The 15,425-nt window shown below is 36.0% G+C and carries 14 protein-coding genes; all 14 read left to right on the top strand.

Annotated elements, in window-relative coordinates; translation table 11 throughout:
• The first annotated feature begins 850 nt into the window (after positions 1–850).
• Positions 851–1,588: a polysaccharide biosynthesis/export family protein gene (locus ADICYQ_RS19780; protein ID WP_040417211.1), complete on the top strand. Its 738-nt coding sequence runs from the start codon at positions 851–853 to the stop codon at positions 1,586–1,588.
• 7 nt (positions 1,589–1,595) lie between these two features.
• Positions 1,596–4,031: a GumC family protein gene (locus ADICYQ_RS19775; protein ID WP_020893972.1), complete on the top strand. Its 2,436-nt coding sequence runs from the start codon at positions 1,596–1,598 to the stop codon at positions 4,029–4,031.
• Between the two features lie 539 nt (positions 4,032–4,570).
• Positions 4,571–5,869, top strand: coding sequence for a nucleotide sugar dehydrogenase (locus ADICYQ_RS19770; protein ID WP_040417208.1), 1,299 nt, complete (start codon positions 4,571–4,573; stop codon positions 5,867–5,869).
• Positions 5,870–5,953: 84 nt separating this feature from the next.
• Complete coding sequence (locus ADICYQ_RS19765; RefSeq protein ID WP_020893970.1) at positions 5,954–6,988, top strand: lipopolysaccharide biosynthesis protein; 1,035 nt, start codon at positions 5,954–5,956, stop codon at positions 6,986–6,988.
• Positions 6,949–7,434, top strand: coding sequence for a polysaccharide biosynthesis C-terminal domain-containing protein (locus ADICYQ_RS27855; RefSeq protein ID WP_020893969.1), 486 nt, complete (start codon positions 6,949–6,951; stop codon positions 7,432–7,434). The genes ADICYQ_RS19765 and ADICYQ_RS27855 overlap by 40 nt, the downstream gene beginning before the upstream one ends.
• Positions 7,388–8,470, top strand: coding sequence for a DegT/DnrJ/EryC1/StrS family aminotransferase (locus tag ADICYQ_RS19760; protein WP_020893968.1), 1,083 nt, complete (start codon positions 7,388–7,390; stop codon positions 8,468–8,470). Before ADICYQ_RS27855 ends, ADICYQ_RS19760 begins: the two co-directional genes overlap by 47 nt.
• A 4-nt stretch (positions 8,471–8,474) precedes the next feature.
• Entirely contained in the window at positions 8,475–8,903 is a 429-nt protein-coding gene (locus tag ADICYQ_RS27475) for an ATP-grasp domain-containing protein (RefSeq protein WP_020893967.1), read from the top strand.
• Positions 8,900–9,754: an ATP-grasp domain-containing protein gene (locus ADICYQ_RS19755; protein ID WP_020893966.1), complete on the top strand. Its 855-nt coding sequence runs from the start codon at positions 8,900–8,902 to the stop codon at positions 9,752–9,754. Before ADICYQ_RS27475 ends, ADICYQ_RS19755 begins: the two co-directional genes overlap by 4 nt.
• Positions 9,755–9,781: 27 nt before the next feature.
• Positions 9,782–10,846, top strand: a complete 1,065-nt coding sequence (locus ADICYQ_RS19750) for a polysaccharide pyruvyl transferase family protein (RefSeq protein ID WP_020893965.1) — start codon at positions 9,782–9,784, stop codon at positions 10,844–10,846.
• A complete protein-coding gene (locus ADICYQ_RS19745; RefSeq protein WP_051160299.1) occupies positions 10,843–11,733 on the top strand; it encodes a glycosyltransferase in 891 nt (296 codons plus the stop codon). Before ADICYQ_RS19750 ends, ADICYQ_RS19745 begins: the two co-directional genes overlap by 4 nt.
• 215 nt (positions 11,734–11,948) lie before the next feature.
• A complete protein-coding gene (locus ADICYQ_RS19740) occupies positions 11,949–13,001 on the top strand; it encodes an SDR family oxidoreductase (protein WP_020893962.1) in 1,053 nt (350 codons plus the stop codon).
• A gap of 237 nt (positions 13,002–13,238) precedes the next feature.
• On the top strand, positions 13,239–14,306 hold the full coding sequence (locus ADICYQ_RS19735; protein WP_020893960.1) for an MBOAT family O-acyltransferase: 1,068 nt from the start codon (positions 13,239–13,241) through the stop codon (positions 14,304–14,306).
• Positions 14,273–14,683 (top strand): MBOAT family O-acyltransferase, encoded by a 411-nt coding sequence (locus ADICYQ_RS29870; protein ID WP_020893959.1) that lies wholly within the window; start codon positions 14,273–14,275, stop codon positions 14,681–14,683. Before ADICYQ_RS19735 ends, ADICYQ_RS29870 begins: the two co-directional genes overlap by 34 nt.
• Positions 14,683–15,363 carry a hypothetical protein gene (locus ADICYQ_RS19730; protein WP_020893958.1) on the top strand — a complete coding sequence of 227 codons (681 nt, stop codon included), beginning with the start codon at positions 14,683–14,685 and terminating at the stop codon, positions 15,361–15,363. The genes ADICYQ_RS29870 and ADICYQ_RS19730 overlap by 1 nt, the downstream gene beginning before the upstream one ends.
• Positions 15,364–15,425 lie beyond the last annotated feature (62 nt).

Here is a 15,425-nt window from a genome sequence, read left to right as displayed (position 1 = left end):
GAATGACAAAACCAAGATATACTGTTGCAATCTCCAGCTTACGAGGGATTGCCACGGCTTTCTCCCCGCAAAGCCCTCGCTAAGCCTCGCAATGACGATTATTTACCGTCATTGCGAACCCTTTTCGGTGGCCACGGCGTAGGGAAAGGGATGTGGCAGTCTCGCCCAATCGTCATTGCGAAGCCTTTCGGGTGGCCAAAAGCGAGGGAAGGCTGCGGCAATCCTAGTACGTTAAGTATTTACAAAAATTTATCACCAAGAAGTACAAAACCAAGATATACTGTGGCAGTCTCTACCTTACTAGGGATTCCCACGGCTTTCTCCCCGAAAAGCCCTCGCTAAGCCTCACAATGACGATCATTTACCGTCATTGCGAAGCCTTTTTTGGCGGTTATAGCAGTGGGGTAGGGTGATACAATCTTTCTAAAGCAGTATTAAATTATCACCCATATCCTTTTTAATACGGTTCATTGCCGTAATGCAAGTCATATCTACAGCTTTCCTCCCCCAATGGCCAACTCTAAAGTTTACTGATGACGATTTCAGTATTATCTCTGGTAATTTAAAATAGCGCAATTAGGTAATTAAAATCCCTAAAAGATCAATCATAACACAAATGACACATTTCACATATCCTTTAATGTATTTTGACATATCAATACCGTGGTTTGGCCTATAGGGTGAAAAAAAGGTATTAAACAGTTTTTTACTGACTGACTTTTAAATATCTTTGTCAAGAATTATAAAGTTCATTTTATAGACTATAAATGAAGCCACTCAACAGAATATTTTTACCTTTTTGATTTTAGTTGCTGCCAGCTCTTGTATTTCCAATAAAAAAATCATCTACATGCAAGACTTGTCAGAGGAAGACATCCCCTTGTTTACGGAGAGCGAACTTGTAGCCAACAGTACTGCAGAATACTACCTGCAATACAATGATGTAGTAGACATTAACTTAAGTACGACATCTCCAGAGCTTAACGAAGTATTTGGGATTGCAGCTGGAAACCAAACTTCAAGTACGAGCATGATGCAGGGAGCCCAAAATGGTGGGGATGTTTTTTTCATTAACGGGTATACGTTAGATGAAAATGGTACAGTAGAACTTCCATTACTTGGCGAAATTAAATTGTTGGGATTGACAACCAAACAGGCGCAGGCTTTGATAGAATCTGAACTTAAGGCTTATGTTAATAAGGAAGATTTTTTTGTTAGGGTGCGTTTAGGAGGGGTTAGGTTTTCTGCCCTTGGTGAATTCAATAACAATGGAAATTTTACCATACTTCAAAACCGTATTAGTATTTTTCAGGCCATTGCCCATGCAGGAGATTTAACCACGACTGCTAAAAGAGATCAGTTGGTGCTGATGCGCCAATATCCTGAAGGAACCAAAACCTTTAGAATTAATCTTACAGATGAACGATTGATAGCCTCTGAGTTCTATTTTATTCGTCCCAATGACATGCTTTATGCCGAACCAATGAAAATTAGGGAACTGGGTACCGGAGTAAATTTTGTGCAAACTTTTCAATTGGCAGTAACTACCCTTTCAGCCGTTTTACTTGTGTTGAACGCCATCAATTAATTACCAAATGAATCAATCTGAAACCAAAAGAACACCGGTAATCGGACAGGAAGAAGACGTTATCGATATCAAGGATGTCGTTTTAAAAGTTTGGCGCATTTGGCCCTACATAGTGCTTTCTGTTATTTTTGCTTTAAGTATTGCTTACGTTGTTATCAGGTATTCAGTTCCTGAATATCAGGTATCCAGTAAGTTTTTTGTCAAGGAAAAGGAAAATCCTTTCAGCTTGTTTGAATCGGCAGGATTAAGTATGGGAGGGTCCGGTGAGATGGAACTTGGCAATCAAATCATCATTCTCAAATCCAGGCCCATTTCCAATGCCACCCTTGAGAGATTGAATTTTGATGTAGAATATTTCAAACAAGGAAGGTTTATAACAACAGAAGAATACCAAAATACCCCAATTGCTGTGCAAGTTGACTGGGAACATCCTCAATTGGCGAATGGAGATATTTTAATTAAATGGTCAGATAGGCAAAATTTCTCAGTTACCTATTTGGATGAATCGTATCAGCAGATTTTCGCAGATTCCGATAGTAGAAATAAATTGGAAAATCCCAGTTCACCTGATCAAACATTTAAGTTCAATGAATGGGTAGAATTGCCGATGAATCGGTTTAAAATTGGTCAAACGTCGGCAGAACCAAGTGGGCAAATTATTATTCGGATCAGGGATAGGCACGGTTTAATCAATCACTACACCGGCGATAATCTTCAAATAGCTTCAATGGACAAGCAGTCTACTATTCTTAAGCTTACAATTAATACACATACCCCGAAAAAAGGAAGTGATTATTTAAACACTTTACAGGAGGTTTACCTTGAGAATGAACTGCAGGAAAAAAATGCAATGGCCACCAATACCATTAATTTTATAGATGCACAGTTGGTGGTCTTGTCCGATTCTTTGATGTATATAGAGAACCGATTGGAAAATTTTCGTTCCAATAATTCCATTTATGATTTAAGTTCTGAAGGCACAGCCATTTTTGAACAATTGAAGGCTCTTGAAAATGAATTGGCCAAAGAAAAATTTAAGAGAGAGTATTATCAGCAACTCACCAATTACCTGCAAAGAGAAGACTACAATCAGATAGTAGTGCCTTCAGGTTTAGGAATAGAGGACCCTATTTTAAATACATTGATTACAAATCTGTTGGAGTTACAGGCCGAAAAATCCATGCATGCCTCTAAGCTAACGAACATTTCTCCACCGCTTCGTGAAGTGAATAGGAAGATAAAAGACATGAACCTGTCCATTCTAGAATTGTTACAAAATGTGGATAATAATGCACAATTGTTGATCAAAGATCTTCAAGAACGCATCAATAAAATAACAAGTACCTTTAGTAGTTTACCTCAAACGGAGCAAAATCTATTGCGCATACAGCGGGAGTTTTCTTTGAATGAGGGATTATACACCTTTTTAATGGAAAGGAGAGCAGAAGCCGCCATTACCAGAGCTTCCAATACGCCCAGCAATAAAATCATTGAAACAGCACTGATTAATTCAATACCAATTAGCCCAAAAACAACTTTAACGTATCTTATTGCAATCATTCTTGGACTAGCCCTTCCGGTAGGTTTTAGTTTAGGACGTACCTTTTTTAGCAATAAAATCAAGGATGGTAAGGAATTGGAAAGAAAGGCTAAACTCAATGTTATCTCTACCATCAGCCAAAGTGAAGAAGCAGATAATTTAGTGGTCTTAAAAAAGCACAGGTCAGGAGTTACCGAGGCTTTTCGTTCTTTAAGGGCCAATTTAAACTTTATCCTTCCTAAGGATAAGCCTTCCATTGTCTTGATTACTTCCAGTATTTCAGGTGAGGGAAAAACTTTTTCCAGTATCAATTTGGCCTCCGTCTATGCACTGAGCAATAAGAAAACCCTTTTAATAGGCTGTGACATGCGCAAACCCAAAATATTTGATGATTTTGGTATAAGCAATAAGGAGGGATTGTCTACTTACTTGAGCGGAAATCAAGACGATGTCAACAAAGTCATTCAAAAAACAGCCTACGAAAACCTGGACATCATTGTTTCTGGCCCTATTCCTCCAAATCCTGCAGAATTGCTGATCACCAATCGTTTTGCGGAATTATTGGAAGAGATGAAAGGAAGGTATGACATGGTGGTTTTGGATACCCCTCCTGTGGGTTTGGTTTCAGAGACCCTGGATCTTATTCGGTTGGCTGATATTTCCCTCTTTGTGGTGCGGTACAATTACAGCAACAAACAATTTATCGATCACATCAATAGCCTTAAGAAACAGGACATTCTTAAGAAAGCCTATATTATTTTTAACGGTTTGGACAAGGATGCCGAACAGTATGGTTACGGTACAGGTTATGGCTATGGCTATGGTTATGGCTATGGTTATGGCTACTATGATGAAGACCAGGACAATAGAAGCTTTATAAAAAAGTTATTTCGTAGAAAGTAGTATATAATCACACCCAGGCTATATACTAAATTTCTAAAATAGTTATACATCTAAGGTATTAGCCTTCTTGGATTTAACAATATTTTTTATTGAGCATTTGGCTCGTTTCAAATTTTATTTGGGACTGAGGAGGCGAAGCTGTGTAAAGTTGTAGTCATTTTTCACAACTCCCCATTAAGGGGTAAGGGGATTTCAACGAGAACATCTCGTTGAACAATCTTTAAAAAGTTGTTGAATATTATTTTACTACTATTTTAAATTTACGGTTTACGAAAAAAATCCCCCCTGCCCCCTTTGAAAAGGGGGATTCTTCTTGTCGTTTTTTTTTCGGAGAATTTCTGCCAAGACAAATTTTAACAAAGTATAATTAAAAGTAATAACACAATGCGGATTATAAGAAGTCAATCATTTTACTGGATTCATTGATTTATTGAAATAATATTCTGTTTGTACTGAAATCTAGACAGAAACAATTATTTAAATTAGCGTATATTTGCACTTTACTTATTTTAATCTTTACAACTAATATTTTTATCCACATGAGCGTTCCTTTAAAAGATGTGAAAATTGCCGTAATTGGGCTGGGTTATGTTGGACTTCCCTTGGCAGCAGAATTTGCCAAAAAATTTCCTGTAGTTGGTTTTGACATTTCCTCTAAAAGAGTAAATGAATTGAATAGTGGTCATGATTTCACCCTTGAGGTAGAAGACCAGGATTTACAAGCAGTATTGGCTACAAAAAGCTCAAAAGACAAAGGACTTTTTAATTCTAATAACCCTGATGATCTTGCAGATTGTCAGGTGTACATTGTTACTGTTCCTACTCCAACGGACAGACACAATAGGCCAGTATTGACTCCCATGTTGAAAGCATCGGAAACCATTGGCCAATATTTGAAAAAAGGAGATGTAGTCATCTATGAATCTACCGTTTACCCTGGGGTAACTGAGGAAGAATGTGTGCCTTTACTGGAGAAAATCAGTGGATTGACCTATAATGTAGACTTTTTTGCTGGCTATTCTCCTGAAAGGATTAATCCAGGCGATAAGGAGCATACTGTTTCTAAAATATTAAAAGTAACGTCTGGCTCAACACCTGAAATAGCTACCTATGTAGACAATCTTTATCGTGAGGTAATTGTAGCAGGAACCTTTAAAGCAAGCAGCATAAAGGTAGCAGAAGCTGCCAAGGTTATCGAAAATTCACAAAGAGACATAAACATTGCTTTTGTCAATGAATTGTCCAAAATTTTTAATCTTTTGGGGATTGACACCCAGGAGGTATTGGAAGCTGCTGGTACCAAATGGAATTTTCTTCCTTTTAAGCCGGGATTGGTTGGTGGTCATTGTATCAGTGTAGACCCTTTTTACCTGGCACAGAAGGCACAGGAAGTGGGATATCATCCTGAGATTATACTCGCAGGAAGAAGATTAAATGATTCCATGGGCAAACATGTGGCCACTGAAGTGATCAAGCACATGATGCGCAAGGACCTGAAGGTGATTGACAGTAAAGTGTTGATTCTGGGTTTTACCTTTAAAGAGGATTGTCCGGATGTTCGAAATACCCGTGTCATTGACATTTATACTGAATTAAGGAATTTTGATATGTCTGTGGAGGTTTATGATCCTTGGGCAAACCCTGAAGAAGTGAAACATGAATACGGTGTGGACATTATTGGTGGAAAGGAATGTCCCCCGCTTGAGGAGTATTCGGCTGTGATATTGGCAGTGGCGCATAAAGAATTTAAAAAACTTGCCATAGAAAAGAGCAAGAATTTGGTAGTCTATGATGTCAAGGCTGTTTTGCCAAAAGACAAAGTTGACGCGAGACTTTAATTGAAGCTCGCCTTTTTCCGGATTATAGATTTGGCCTTTTCAAAAGATAAGCTGGTACTAACCCTTAGGTTGAATTAAGCTTACATGTCATTAAAAAAACAGACGCTTTCGGGCATCTTATGGACCTTTACGGAGACCTTTGTGCTCAGGGGCTTATCCTTTATTGCTTCTGTGATACTTGCAAGGCTCCTTGGGCCAACGGAGTTTGGTCTCGTGGGGATGATCAGTGTCTTTATTGCCTTAGGTAATTCTTTTGTAGACAGCGGTCTTTCAGCTTCTCTAATCCGAACCAAAGATGCAGATGAAACAGATTATGCCACTGTTTTTTACCTTAATCTGGCCTTGAGTATAGTTGTGTATGGCATTTTTTATATAACTGCGCCTATGATTGCTGCTTTTTTTGAGCAGGAATTATTAGAACTTATAGTGAGGGTATACTGCCTTACCTTTATCATTTCGGCTTTTTCTGCAGTGCAGTTGGCCTTGCTAAACAAAAGAATGAAGTTTAAGCAAATCATGAAATGTAAAGTCCCTGGCACCATTTTGGGCGTGTTGGTGGGTTTATGGATGGGGTATGCAGGCTTTGGCGTTTGGAGCATTGTTTGCATGTTTATGTGTACCCAACTTGGAACCTCCGTAATGCTCTGGTTAAATTCTTCCTGGACACCCAGCTTGGTATTTTCCAAAGAAAAACTGAAATACCATTATAATTTTGGCTACAAACTCATGCTTTCAGGGCTTATCGATACGTTTTATAAAAATGTGTACAAATTAATCATCGGTAAATTTTTCACGGTACAAGACCTGGGTTATTATGAAAGGGCGCATTCCTTCAATAACCAGTCGGTAACCATGTTTACCTCAATTATTAGTAAGGTTTCTTATCCTTTGCTTTCCAAAATTCAGGACCAAAAGGAGCGTATTGCTGTAGTATATCGACAATTGATTCAATTCTCCTTTTTTGTTATAGCGCCAATGATGCTAGGTGCAGCAGCTTTAGCCAAACCTTTGTTTTATTGGTTTTGGGAGAACAGTGGTTACCCGCTGTTCCCTTATTCCAAATCCTATGCTTGTCCGGTATGTTTTATCCTGTGCATGCTTTTAATATCAATGTTTTGAAGGTGTATGGGAGAAGTGATCTATTTTTAAAGCTTGAGTTGATAAAAAAAGCAATAATTACGATTAGTATTTTGATTGGTTTTCAATTTGGTATTTATGGTTTGGTCTGGAGCAGTGTTTTCACCTCCTTAATGGGCCTGATGGTTAACACCCATTACAGTAGTAGAATGATCCAATATACAACCATGCAGCAGTTGGGGGATATCACCCTTACCATGATAAAAGCAGGGCTGATGGCAGGATTAATGTGGGGAATTACAATGCTTTTGCAAAATAATTCTCAGCTTTGGCAGTTAGTTTTAGCAGGGACAGTAGGTGTTGTATTTTATTTACTTTTAAATTATGCACTTAGGAGTCCACAATTGTTTTTTGCTTTGGATTTGATTAAAAAGAAAATTAATGATTCCTGTAACCAAACCATTTCTTCCTCCTCAAGAAGTTTATGAAAAATATCTTTCAGGTATTTGGAAACGGCATTGGCTGACCAATATGGGGCCATTGGCCAGTGAGTTGGAAATGAAATTAAAAGTCCACTTAGGACTAAAGCACTTATTGTATGTAACCAATGGGACCATAGCCTTGCAAATGTCCATTAAGGCTTTGGAGCTTAAAGGGGAAATTATTACCACACCCTTTTCATTTGTAGCGACCACAAGTAGTATTGTTTGGGAAGGGTGCAATCCTGTTTTTGTGGACATTGATGAAAAATCTTTAAATATTGACCCAAGTAAAATAGAAGCGGCCATAAGCCCAAAAACGAGTGCCATTCTAGCCACTCATGTGTATGGGAATCCTTGTGATGTGGAAGCAATTGATAAAATTGCAAAAAAGCATGACCTAAAAGTGATTTATGATGGGGCGCATGCCTTTGGGGTAACAGTAAATGGCAAATCTATTTTTGAATATGGAGATTTATCTACCTGCAGCCTGCATGCCACCAAGCTGTATCATTCTATAGAAGGAGGTTTGGTTATGACCAAAGATCCTACATTGCTAAAGAAAATTGCTTTTATAAGAAATTTTGGATTCAATGGACCGGAAGCTTTTGCTGAGTTAGGAATAAATGGTAAGAACTCCGAATTCCACGCAGCCATGGGCTTGGCCAATTTCGCTTACATCGAAGCGATTCACCAGCAAAGAAGGGCATTGACAGAAGGCTATGATAAAATATTAGGACATTTAAAAGCGAGAAAACCAGAATGGCACAAAAGTGCAAGCCTGAACTATGGCTATTATCCTATAATATTTGATGATCAAGAGCAAATGCTGAGAAGCATGGCAAAACTACAAGGGAATGAAATATTTCCTCGACGGTACTTTTACCCTTCACTAGCCACTACCTTGCCCTATTTAGAGTCGAAAAACATTAAAATCACCGATGATATAGCGAGTCGCGTTTTGTGCTTACCTTTGTATTTTGATTTGAGTTTAGAAGAAGTGGAATTAATTGGCAGATTGCTATTAAGGGTTCAAAACAATTGATATAATGGCCAAAACGTTAAATATTCTGGTTTTTCCCTGCGGATCTGAAATAGGACTAGAAATCCATAGATCTTTAAAATATTCCATTCATATCAACTTGATTGGAGCAAATAGTGTGGAAGACCATGGAAGGTTTGTTTATAAGAATTACATAAAAGATATTCCATTTTTTTCAGATGAGGATTTTATTCCTTCCTTAAAAAAGATCATTGAGACCTATCAGATCGATGCTATATATCCGGCAATGGATGCAGTAATAGCAAGACTGTCTCAAGCCGAAGAGGAATTAGGGTGCAAGGTTATTGGATCTCCTGTTGCTACGAATGATATTTGTCTTTCTAAAAAGAAAACCTACCAATTATTAAAGGATACTATTCTTGTTCCTAAAGTTTATGAAAATTTGGAGGCTGTAAAAACGTTTCCGGTTTTTTGAAACCGGAAATTGGGTATGGGTCCAGAGGAGTCAAGTTAATTCAAAATTTTAAACAAGGTCAAGAACACTTAAATTCCTACCCTACTTGTCTTATCCTTGAAAATCTTCCGGGTAAGGAGTTTACGGTGGATTGTTTTACAGATAAAAATAGAAAGTTGCTTTTTTCTGCTGGAAGAGAAAGAAAGCGCATTAGTAATGGAATAAGTGTCAATACTGTTCCCGTAGAAATGGAGGATGAGAGCCTGAAAACAATTGCACGGCACATTAATGCTGTGTTTCATTTTCGGGGGGCATGGTTTTTCCAGGTAAAATACAATGATAATGGCGCCTTGTGTTTGCTAGAAGTCGCTAGCCGGCTGGGTGGTTCCTCATCCTTGTTTAGAAATATGGGCGTTAATTTTGCTTTGCTTAGTATTTTTGATGCTTTTGGTTATGACGTCAATGTTTTTTCAAACAGTTACAATATTGAGTTAGACCGATCACTTAATAATAAGTATAAATTAGACATAACCTTCGATAAAGCGTATATAGACTTTGACGATTGCCTGATCCTTGGAGATAAAGTGAACACGGCATTGCTGGGCTTGCTTTATCAATTTTTAAATCAAGGTAAAAAATTGGTTTTAATTACCAAGCATAAGGATGACATCTACGAATCACTTATTAAATTCAGATTAGACAAAGTTTTTGATGAAATTATTCATCTGGAACAAGACCATTTTAAATTTGAATACATCGACAAAGAAAAAGCTATTTTTATCGATGATTCTTATGCAGAGCGATACCAAGTACATAAAGCGTTAAAAATACCTGTATTTGCTCCTGATAGCATTGAATGCCTAATTGATTAACTAAAAATATTTATTAAATATAGTTCTATGAAAATCTTACACACTTATTGTTTAAATTTTAACATAGGTGATTATGCTTTAGGAATTGGCGTTAAAAATCTTCTTAGAGAAAATCTGGACGTTGAGTTAATTGGAGAGACCAATATTCAGGGTAGAGAATTCAACAAATTTTATATAAATGAAGTTGTAAATAAGCGGTATGATCTTTTAGTAATTGGAGGTGGAGGAATTATCCATGGTGCACATTGGCCTAATGGATGGTTTTGGTTAATTGATCAGGATTTAATTAAAGAAATAAAAATCCCCTTTATAGTTTATGGGGTGGGGTATAATTACTGGGTTGAAGAAGGCGGTATTCCTCAGAGAGGGATAGACCACCTTCATGAAACCATTAAGCATGCAGCTTTCTTTTCAGTAAGAAATGATGGAAGTGCAAAAAGAATATTGGATCAAACAGGAATAAAAGCACAAGTAATTCCGGATCCGGGATTTCATGTGGATATCAATACGGAGTACAAGAATTTTGTTGATGAGCCCTATGTAATTGTGCAAGTAGCCAACGATAAGCCTGAGCATAGATTCGGTAGTTTAGAAAAGCAAAATAAATTTATTGCTGAAATGAGGGAGGTTACACAATACCTAACCCGGAACTATAAAGTAATTTTGGCACCCCATGTCCCGGATGATATTTCCCTTAGTAGGGAGATCATTCAGGGAATTCCAAATGCTGAAGTATGGGATTTTGGGAGATTTGCCTTTGACCATTCTGATGAGGCTGTAGGATTTTATAAGTACGCTGAATTTGCAATTGCCATGAGAGGGCATGGTCAAATTGTCCCTATTTGCTTTAACACCCCGGTAATAGCTTTAGAAAATCATCCTAAGCACAGGGGACTAATGGAAGAACTTGAACTTTTAGAATACAATGTTAAGGTAGACAGTTCGGATTTTAAAGATGTTTTAATTTCTAAGATTCAATTGGTCGAAGCTCATAAAAGCGAACTTGTGAAGCGGTATGAAAAAATTAATACAGGTTTGCGCAAGGCTTCACGTGCAGCTTTTAAAGAAATAAAAGATAAGATTACCTCATGAGTTCCCCTTTGGTGAGTATTTGTTGTATTACCTTTAATCATGCTGACTATATTAAAGAATGTTTAGAAGGGTTATTAATGCAACAAACATCTTTTAAATTTGAAATATTAATTTACGATGATGCTTCAACTGATACTACTTCAGAAATAATTAAAGATTACCAAAAACGATATCCTGACCTTATATTTCCGGTTCTTGAAACAGAAAATAAATATTCTAAGGGGGTAAGAGGGATGAATTTTATTTATAATTTCCCACGTGCAAAAGGTAAGTACATTGCCTTATGTGAAGGGGATGACTATTGGATTTCACCTGATAAATTGCAGCGCCAAGTGCAGTTTATGGAAGAAAACAAAGAAGTTTATCTTACCTTTCATAACTTTAGAAAAAGGAAAGGAAATGAATTAACTGACCCATTTCCATATCCTGACAGGTTCAAAAATGGCCCTTACGTTCTAGGCTTTAAAGAGACTTTTCAAGTTCAGATTCAAACCCTGACCATGGTCTTTCGGAATGAGATAAACAAACCGAAAGGATTGAATGTCCTGAATGGTGATGCATTGTTAATTGCCCTGTCGGTAGAAAAGGGGAAGGTTGCTTTTTTAGATTTTGATGGTGCGGTTTACAGGTTACATCCAGGAGGAGTTCATGCCGGAAAATCCAAGTATATTCGGATGATGAATTCCATGGCCTCAAGAAAGAAGATGATTCCAGCATTTAAACAACCCATTAAAGGACAATTGTATTCAAAAACTGCCTATTTTTACAAAGAAATGGCAAAACTGGATTTTAAATTTGGAAATTATTTTAAAGGCCTTTCGAACCTACTTCAGATGCTTAAATTCAATTTATTATATGTTTTTTCTAAACCAATTGGTAATAGTTGATACTACCTTATTGCAATTTCCTTCCAAGATAGAAGGGGAATTCAATGTTTATAAGGGAAAAACGCCTGATTTTCGATTTCCTTCTTCCGTTTATGATTTTTCTTTACTTTAATTATTGGATCAATATTTTTCAATAAATTTAAGGCCGATTAAAAATTTAAAAATCTATTTTCCAAAATAGGTATAAAAAAGTGACTATTAATTTTTGAAAATTCATGCCCTACGAGATTAAAGAACAAAAAGTGCTGGTAACCGGTGGCGCCGGCTTTATTGGATCCAATCTAATAGACAGTTTATTACTCAATGATAATACCGTTGTTTGTTTGGACAACTTTTCCACAGGGAATATTGGAAACCTCGAGGATGCCAAAAAGAATTCAAATTTCACCCTATTAGAAGGGGATATCCGTGACAGGGAAACCTGTATGAAAGCAGTTGCAGGTTGTGAATATGTGTTCCATCAGGCTGCTTTAGGATCAGTACCTCGATCCATCGCCGATCCTATTACAAGTACCGAAGTGAATATACTGGGTTTTGTAAACTTATTGTTTGCAGCCAAGGAGGCAGGGGTCAAGCGTTTTGTTTATGCTGCCAGTTCATCTACCTATGGAGATCATCAGGCTTTACCCAAGGTAGAGCATGTAATAGGGAATTCACTTTCACCCTATGCCATTACAAAGTATGTCGATGAACTTTTCGCTAAAAATTTCTCAGACATTTATGGGATAGAAACGGTGGGCTTGCGTTATTTTAATGTTTTCGGCAGGCGTCAGGATCCTGATGGCGCATATGCTGCTGTGATTCCCAGGTTTGTTTCCAACCTAATACAACACCAAAGTCCTTATATCAATGGTGATGGGAGTAATTCCAGGGATTTCACCTATATAGACAATGTGATTCAGGCCAATTTATTGGCGGCAGCTGTTCCATCTATTGTTTTTAAGGAACGATTGAAGGAGTACCAGTCCAGCACGGCAGGAGTTCCTGAAGTAATTAAAGAGGCTGCCATTTCTGAGGTGTTTAATGTAGCTTTTGGAGCAAGAACTTCTTTAAATGAATTAGCAGTAGCCATAAAAAAGGGGCTTACACCCTATGATAAGGCTATTTCTCAAGTAGAATTTCAATACGGTCCCAATAGGGCAGGAGATGTGGCCCATTCCATGGCTTCCATACATAAAGGGAAAATGGTATTGGGTTATAATCCACAATATTCCTTTAAGGCTGGACTTAATGAAGCTTGTGCCTGGTATTGGGAGAAAATGAAATAGGTTGGATTTAATTTGTAAAAAACTAAGGTTTTTATTTTATAAGTATTATTAATCTTCAAAAATAATAGATTTTTTGATTGGTTTATACACAAGTAAAACAATTTTTGTTGGGATATAGTAAGGGGATTTTGTTTAAAATTAAAGAAGTAAAAATACATTTAGTTTTTGGCCCAATAATAATTTCTTTTATTTCTAAAAGAGATAAAATTAAAAATAGTTTAGATAAAAGATATAAAAATGCTTTTTAATTCTTTAGAATTTGCGATATTTTTACCTATTGTTTTTATTCTATATTGGTTTGCTACTAATAAGAATTTAAAAGTTCAAAATCTGCTTTTAGTAGCGTCAAGTTATTTGTTTTATGGGTGGTGGGACTGGAGATTTTTATCACTTATTATGTTTAGCACATTGGTCGATTATTCTATTGGCTGTTTATTATTTAATCAAGAAAACAAAATAAGGCGTAAAGGGCTTCTTTGGATTAGTATAATAGTAAATCTTGGATTGCTTGGTGTGTTCAAATATTATAATTGGTTTTTGGATTCTTTATATTACGCCATTCCGAGTTTAAAAGTTGTTACTGGTTTTAATACACTGGATATTTTACTACCAGTTGGAATTAGTTTTTACACCTTTCAAACCTTAAGTTATACTATAGATGTTTATAAAAGAAAACTCGAACCAACCAAAGATTTAATTGCATTCTCAGCTTTTGTCAGTTTTTTTCCTCAATTAGTAGCTGGTCCAATTGAGAGAGCCACCAATTTACTACCTCAGTTTTATACAAAAAGAAAGTTTAGTTATCCATTAGCAGTAGACGGTTTAAAGCAAATATTATGGGGGCTATTTAAAAAAATGGTAATTGCTGACAATTGTGCTGAATATGCTAACCTAATTTTTAATAATTCTAATGATTATTCCGGAAGCACATTGGTGTTGGGAGCTTTCTTTTTTGCCTTTCAAATCTATGGGGATTTTTCAGGTTATTCAGACATTGCTATCGGAACTTCCAGATTATTTGGTTTCAACTTAATGCAGAATTTTGCTTTCCCTTATTTCTCCAGAGATATTGCCGAATTCTGGAGAAGATGGCACATTTCTCTTTCTACGTGGTTTAGAGATTATTTATATATCCCTTTAGGTGGAAGCAAAGGAGGGTTAGGAATGAAAATTAGAAATACTTTCATTATTTTCATTGTAAGTGGATTTTGGCATGGAGCAAATTGGACATTTATTATTTGGGGAGGACTTAATGCACTTTATTTTTACCCTTGCTATTATTTAAGAAAAACAGAAATAATTTAAACATAATTGCAGATGGGGATTTTTTACCCTCCTTTAAAGAATTTTTTGGTGTCATTATCACTTTTACCTTAACTGTGTTCGCTTGGATTTTCTTTAGGGCAGAGAACATTAGTCATGCTATTAGCTACATTGGAGAGATTTTCTCACCCTCACTGTTAAGTATTCCTCAATTACCAAAAAAATCCTTAATAATTGTGGCCTTAGTAGCATTTTTTATGATAATAGAATGGATTGGAAGAGAAAATGCCTTTGCCATTGAGAAATTAAAATTTGCAAATACTAGAGTTATTCGTTGGTGTTTTTATTCTTTTATTATATATCTAATTGGGATGTTCATGCAAACATCTCAAACTGATTTTATTTATTTCCAATTCTAATGAGAAAGTTAATAAAGGATCTTTTTTACTTCAGTTTATTATCAATTGTCATTTATATCACTCTTGTTGTGATTTCCGGACAATTTCTACCAGGGCCTCTAAGTAAAAATTTGATTTATAAGAAAAGTATTGGTTTTGCGGACTTAAGATTTAATGAAGCAGATAAAATTAATAATATTGATGTTTTGGTTCTGGGGTCTTCACTTGCTTATCGAGGCTATGATCCTAGGATTTTTCAAGAAAATGGCTTTAAAATCTTTAATTTAGGATCAAGTTCTCAATCATTCGTACAGACTAAGTTTTTAATTGATAATTTCTTAGAAACGATTAATCCTAAATTTGTAATTCTTGATGTCTATCCCCGGCAATTCGAAAATAGTGGTATTGAATCTTCAGCTGATATTATTTCAAATATAAGTTTAAATTCTAATATTTTGAAAATGGTTCTTCAGCAAAATGATTTAAGAACATATAATACTTTTATATTTTCATTTTATAATCAATATATACGAAGTAACATAGAATATAAATCTCCTAATTTAAAAACAGATTTGTACATACCAGGTGGTTATATTGAAAACATAACGGTTAATGAAAAAAGTGTTAATATCAAAGATGATTTCATTGATGTTAGAGCAGATCAAATGAAAGCCTTTGAATCTATTATTTCAATTTTTTAAAGAAAGAAAATTGAAATATATTTTAGTTCAAAGTCCTCAAACCATTAATAAAAAGAAAAGTT

Origin of the sequence: Cyclobacterium qasimii M12-11B (genome assembly GCF_000427295.1) — a bacterium.
In the GTDB taxonomy this organism is placed as follows: Bacteria; Bacteroidota; Bacteroidia; order Cytophagales; family Cyclobacteriaceae; genus Cyclobacterium; species Cyclobacterium qasimii.
This window is presented reverse-complemented; position numbering and strand designations above follow the sequence as displayed.

Bases quoted from the DNA above. Each gene is read 5' to 3' on its own strand.
- ADICYQ_RS19760 (WP_020893968.1), top strand. From the start codon at position 7,388: ATGATTCCTGTAACCAAACCATTTCTTCCTCCTCAAGAAGTTTATGAA.
- ADICYQ_RS19750 (WP_020893965.1), top strand. From the start codon at position 9,782: ATGAAAATCTTACACACTTATTGTTTAAATTTTAACATAGGTGATTAT.
- ADICYQ_RS19740 (WP_020893962.1), top strand. From the start codon at position 11,949: ATGCCCTACGAGATTAAAGAACAAAAAGTGCTGGTAACCGGTGGCGCC.
- ADICYQ_RS27855 (WP_020893969.1), top strand. From the start codon at position 6,949: ATGTTTTATCCTGTGCATGCTTTTAATATCAATGTTTTGAAGGTGTAT.
- ADICYQ_RS19730 (WP_020893958.1), top strand. From the start codon at position 14,683: ATGAGAAAGTTAATAAAGGATCTTTTTTACTTCAGTTTATTATCAATT.
- ADICYQ_RS19765 (WP_020893970.1), top strand. From the start codon at position 5,954: ATGTCATTAAAAAAACAGACGCTTTCGGGCATCTTATGGACCTTTACG.
- ADICYQ_RS19735 (WP_020893960.1), top strand. From the start codon at position 13,239: ATGCTTTTTAATTCTTTAGAATTTGCGATATTTTTACCTATTGTTTTT.
- ADICYQ_RS19775 (WP_020893972.1), top strand. From the start codon at position 1,596: ATGAATCAATCTGAAACCAAAAGAACACCGGTAATCGGACAGGAAGAA.
- ADICYQ_RS19770 (WP_040417208.1), top strand. From the start codon at position 4,571: ATGAGCGTTCCTTTAAAAGATGTGAAAATTGCCGTAATTGGGCTGGGT.
- ADICYQ_RS19745 (WP_051160299.1), top strand. From the start codon at position 10,843: ATGAGTTCCCCTTTGGTGAGTATTTGTTGTATTACCTTTAATCATGCT.
- ADICYQ_RS27475 (WP_020893967.1), top strand. From the start codon at position 8,475: ATGGCCAAAACGTTAAATATTCTGGTTTTTCCCTGCGGATCTGAAATA.
- ADICYQ_RS19780 (WP_040417211.1), top strand. From the start codon at position 851: ATGCAAGACTTGTCAGAGGAAGACATCCCCTTGTTTACGGAGAGCGAA.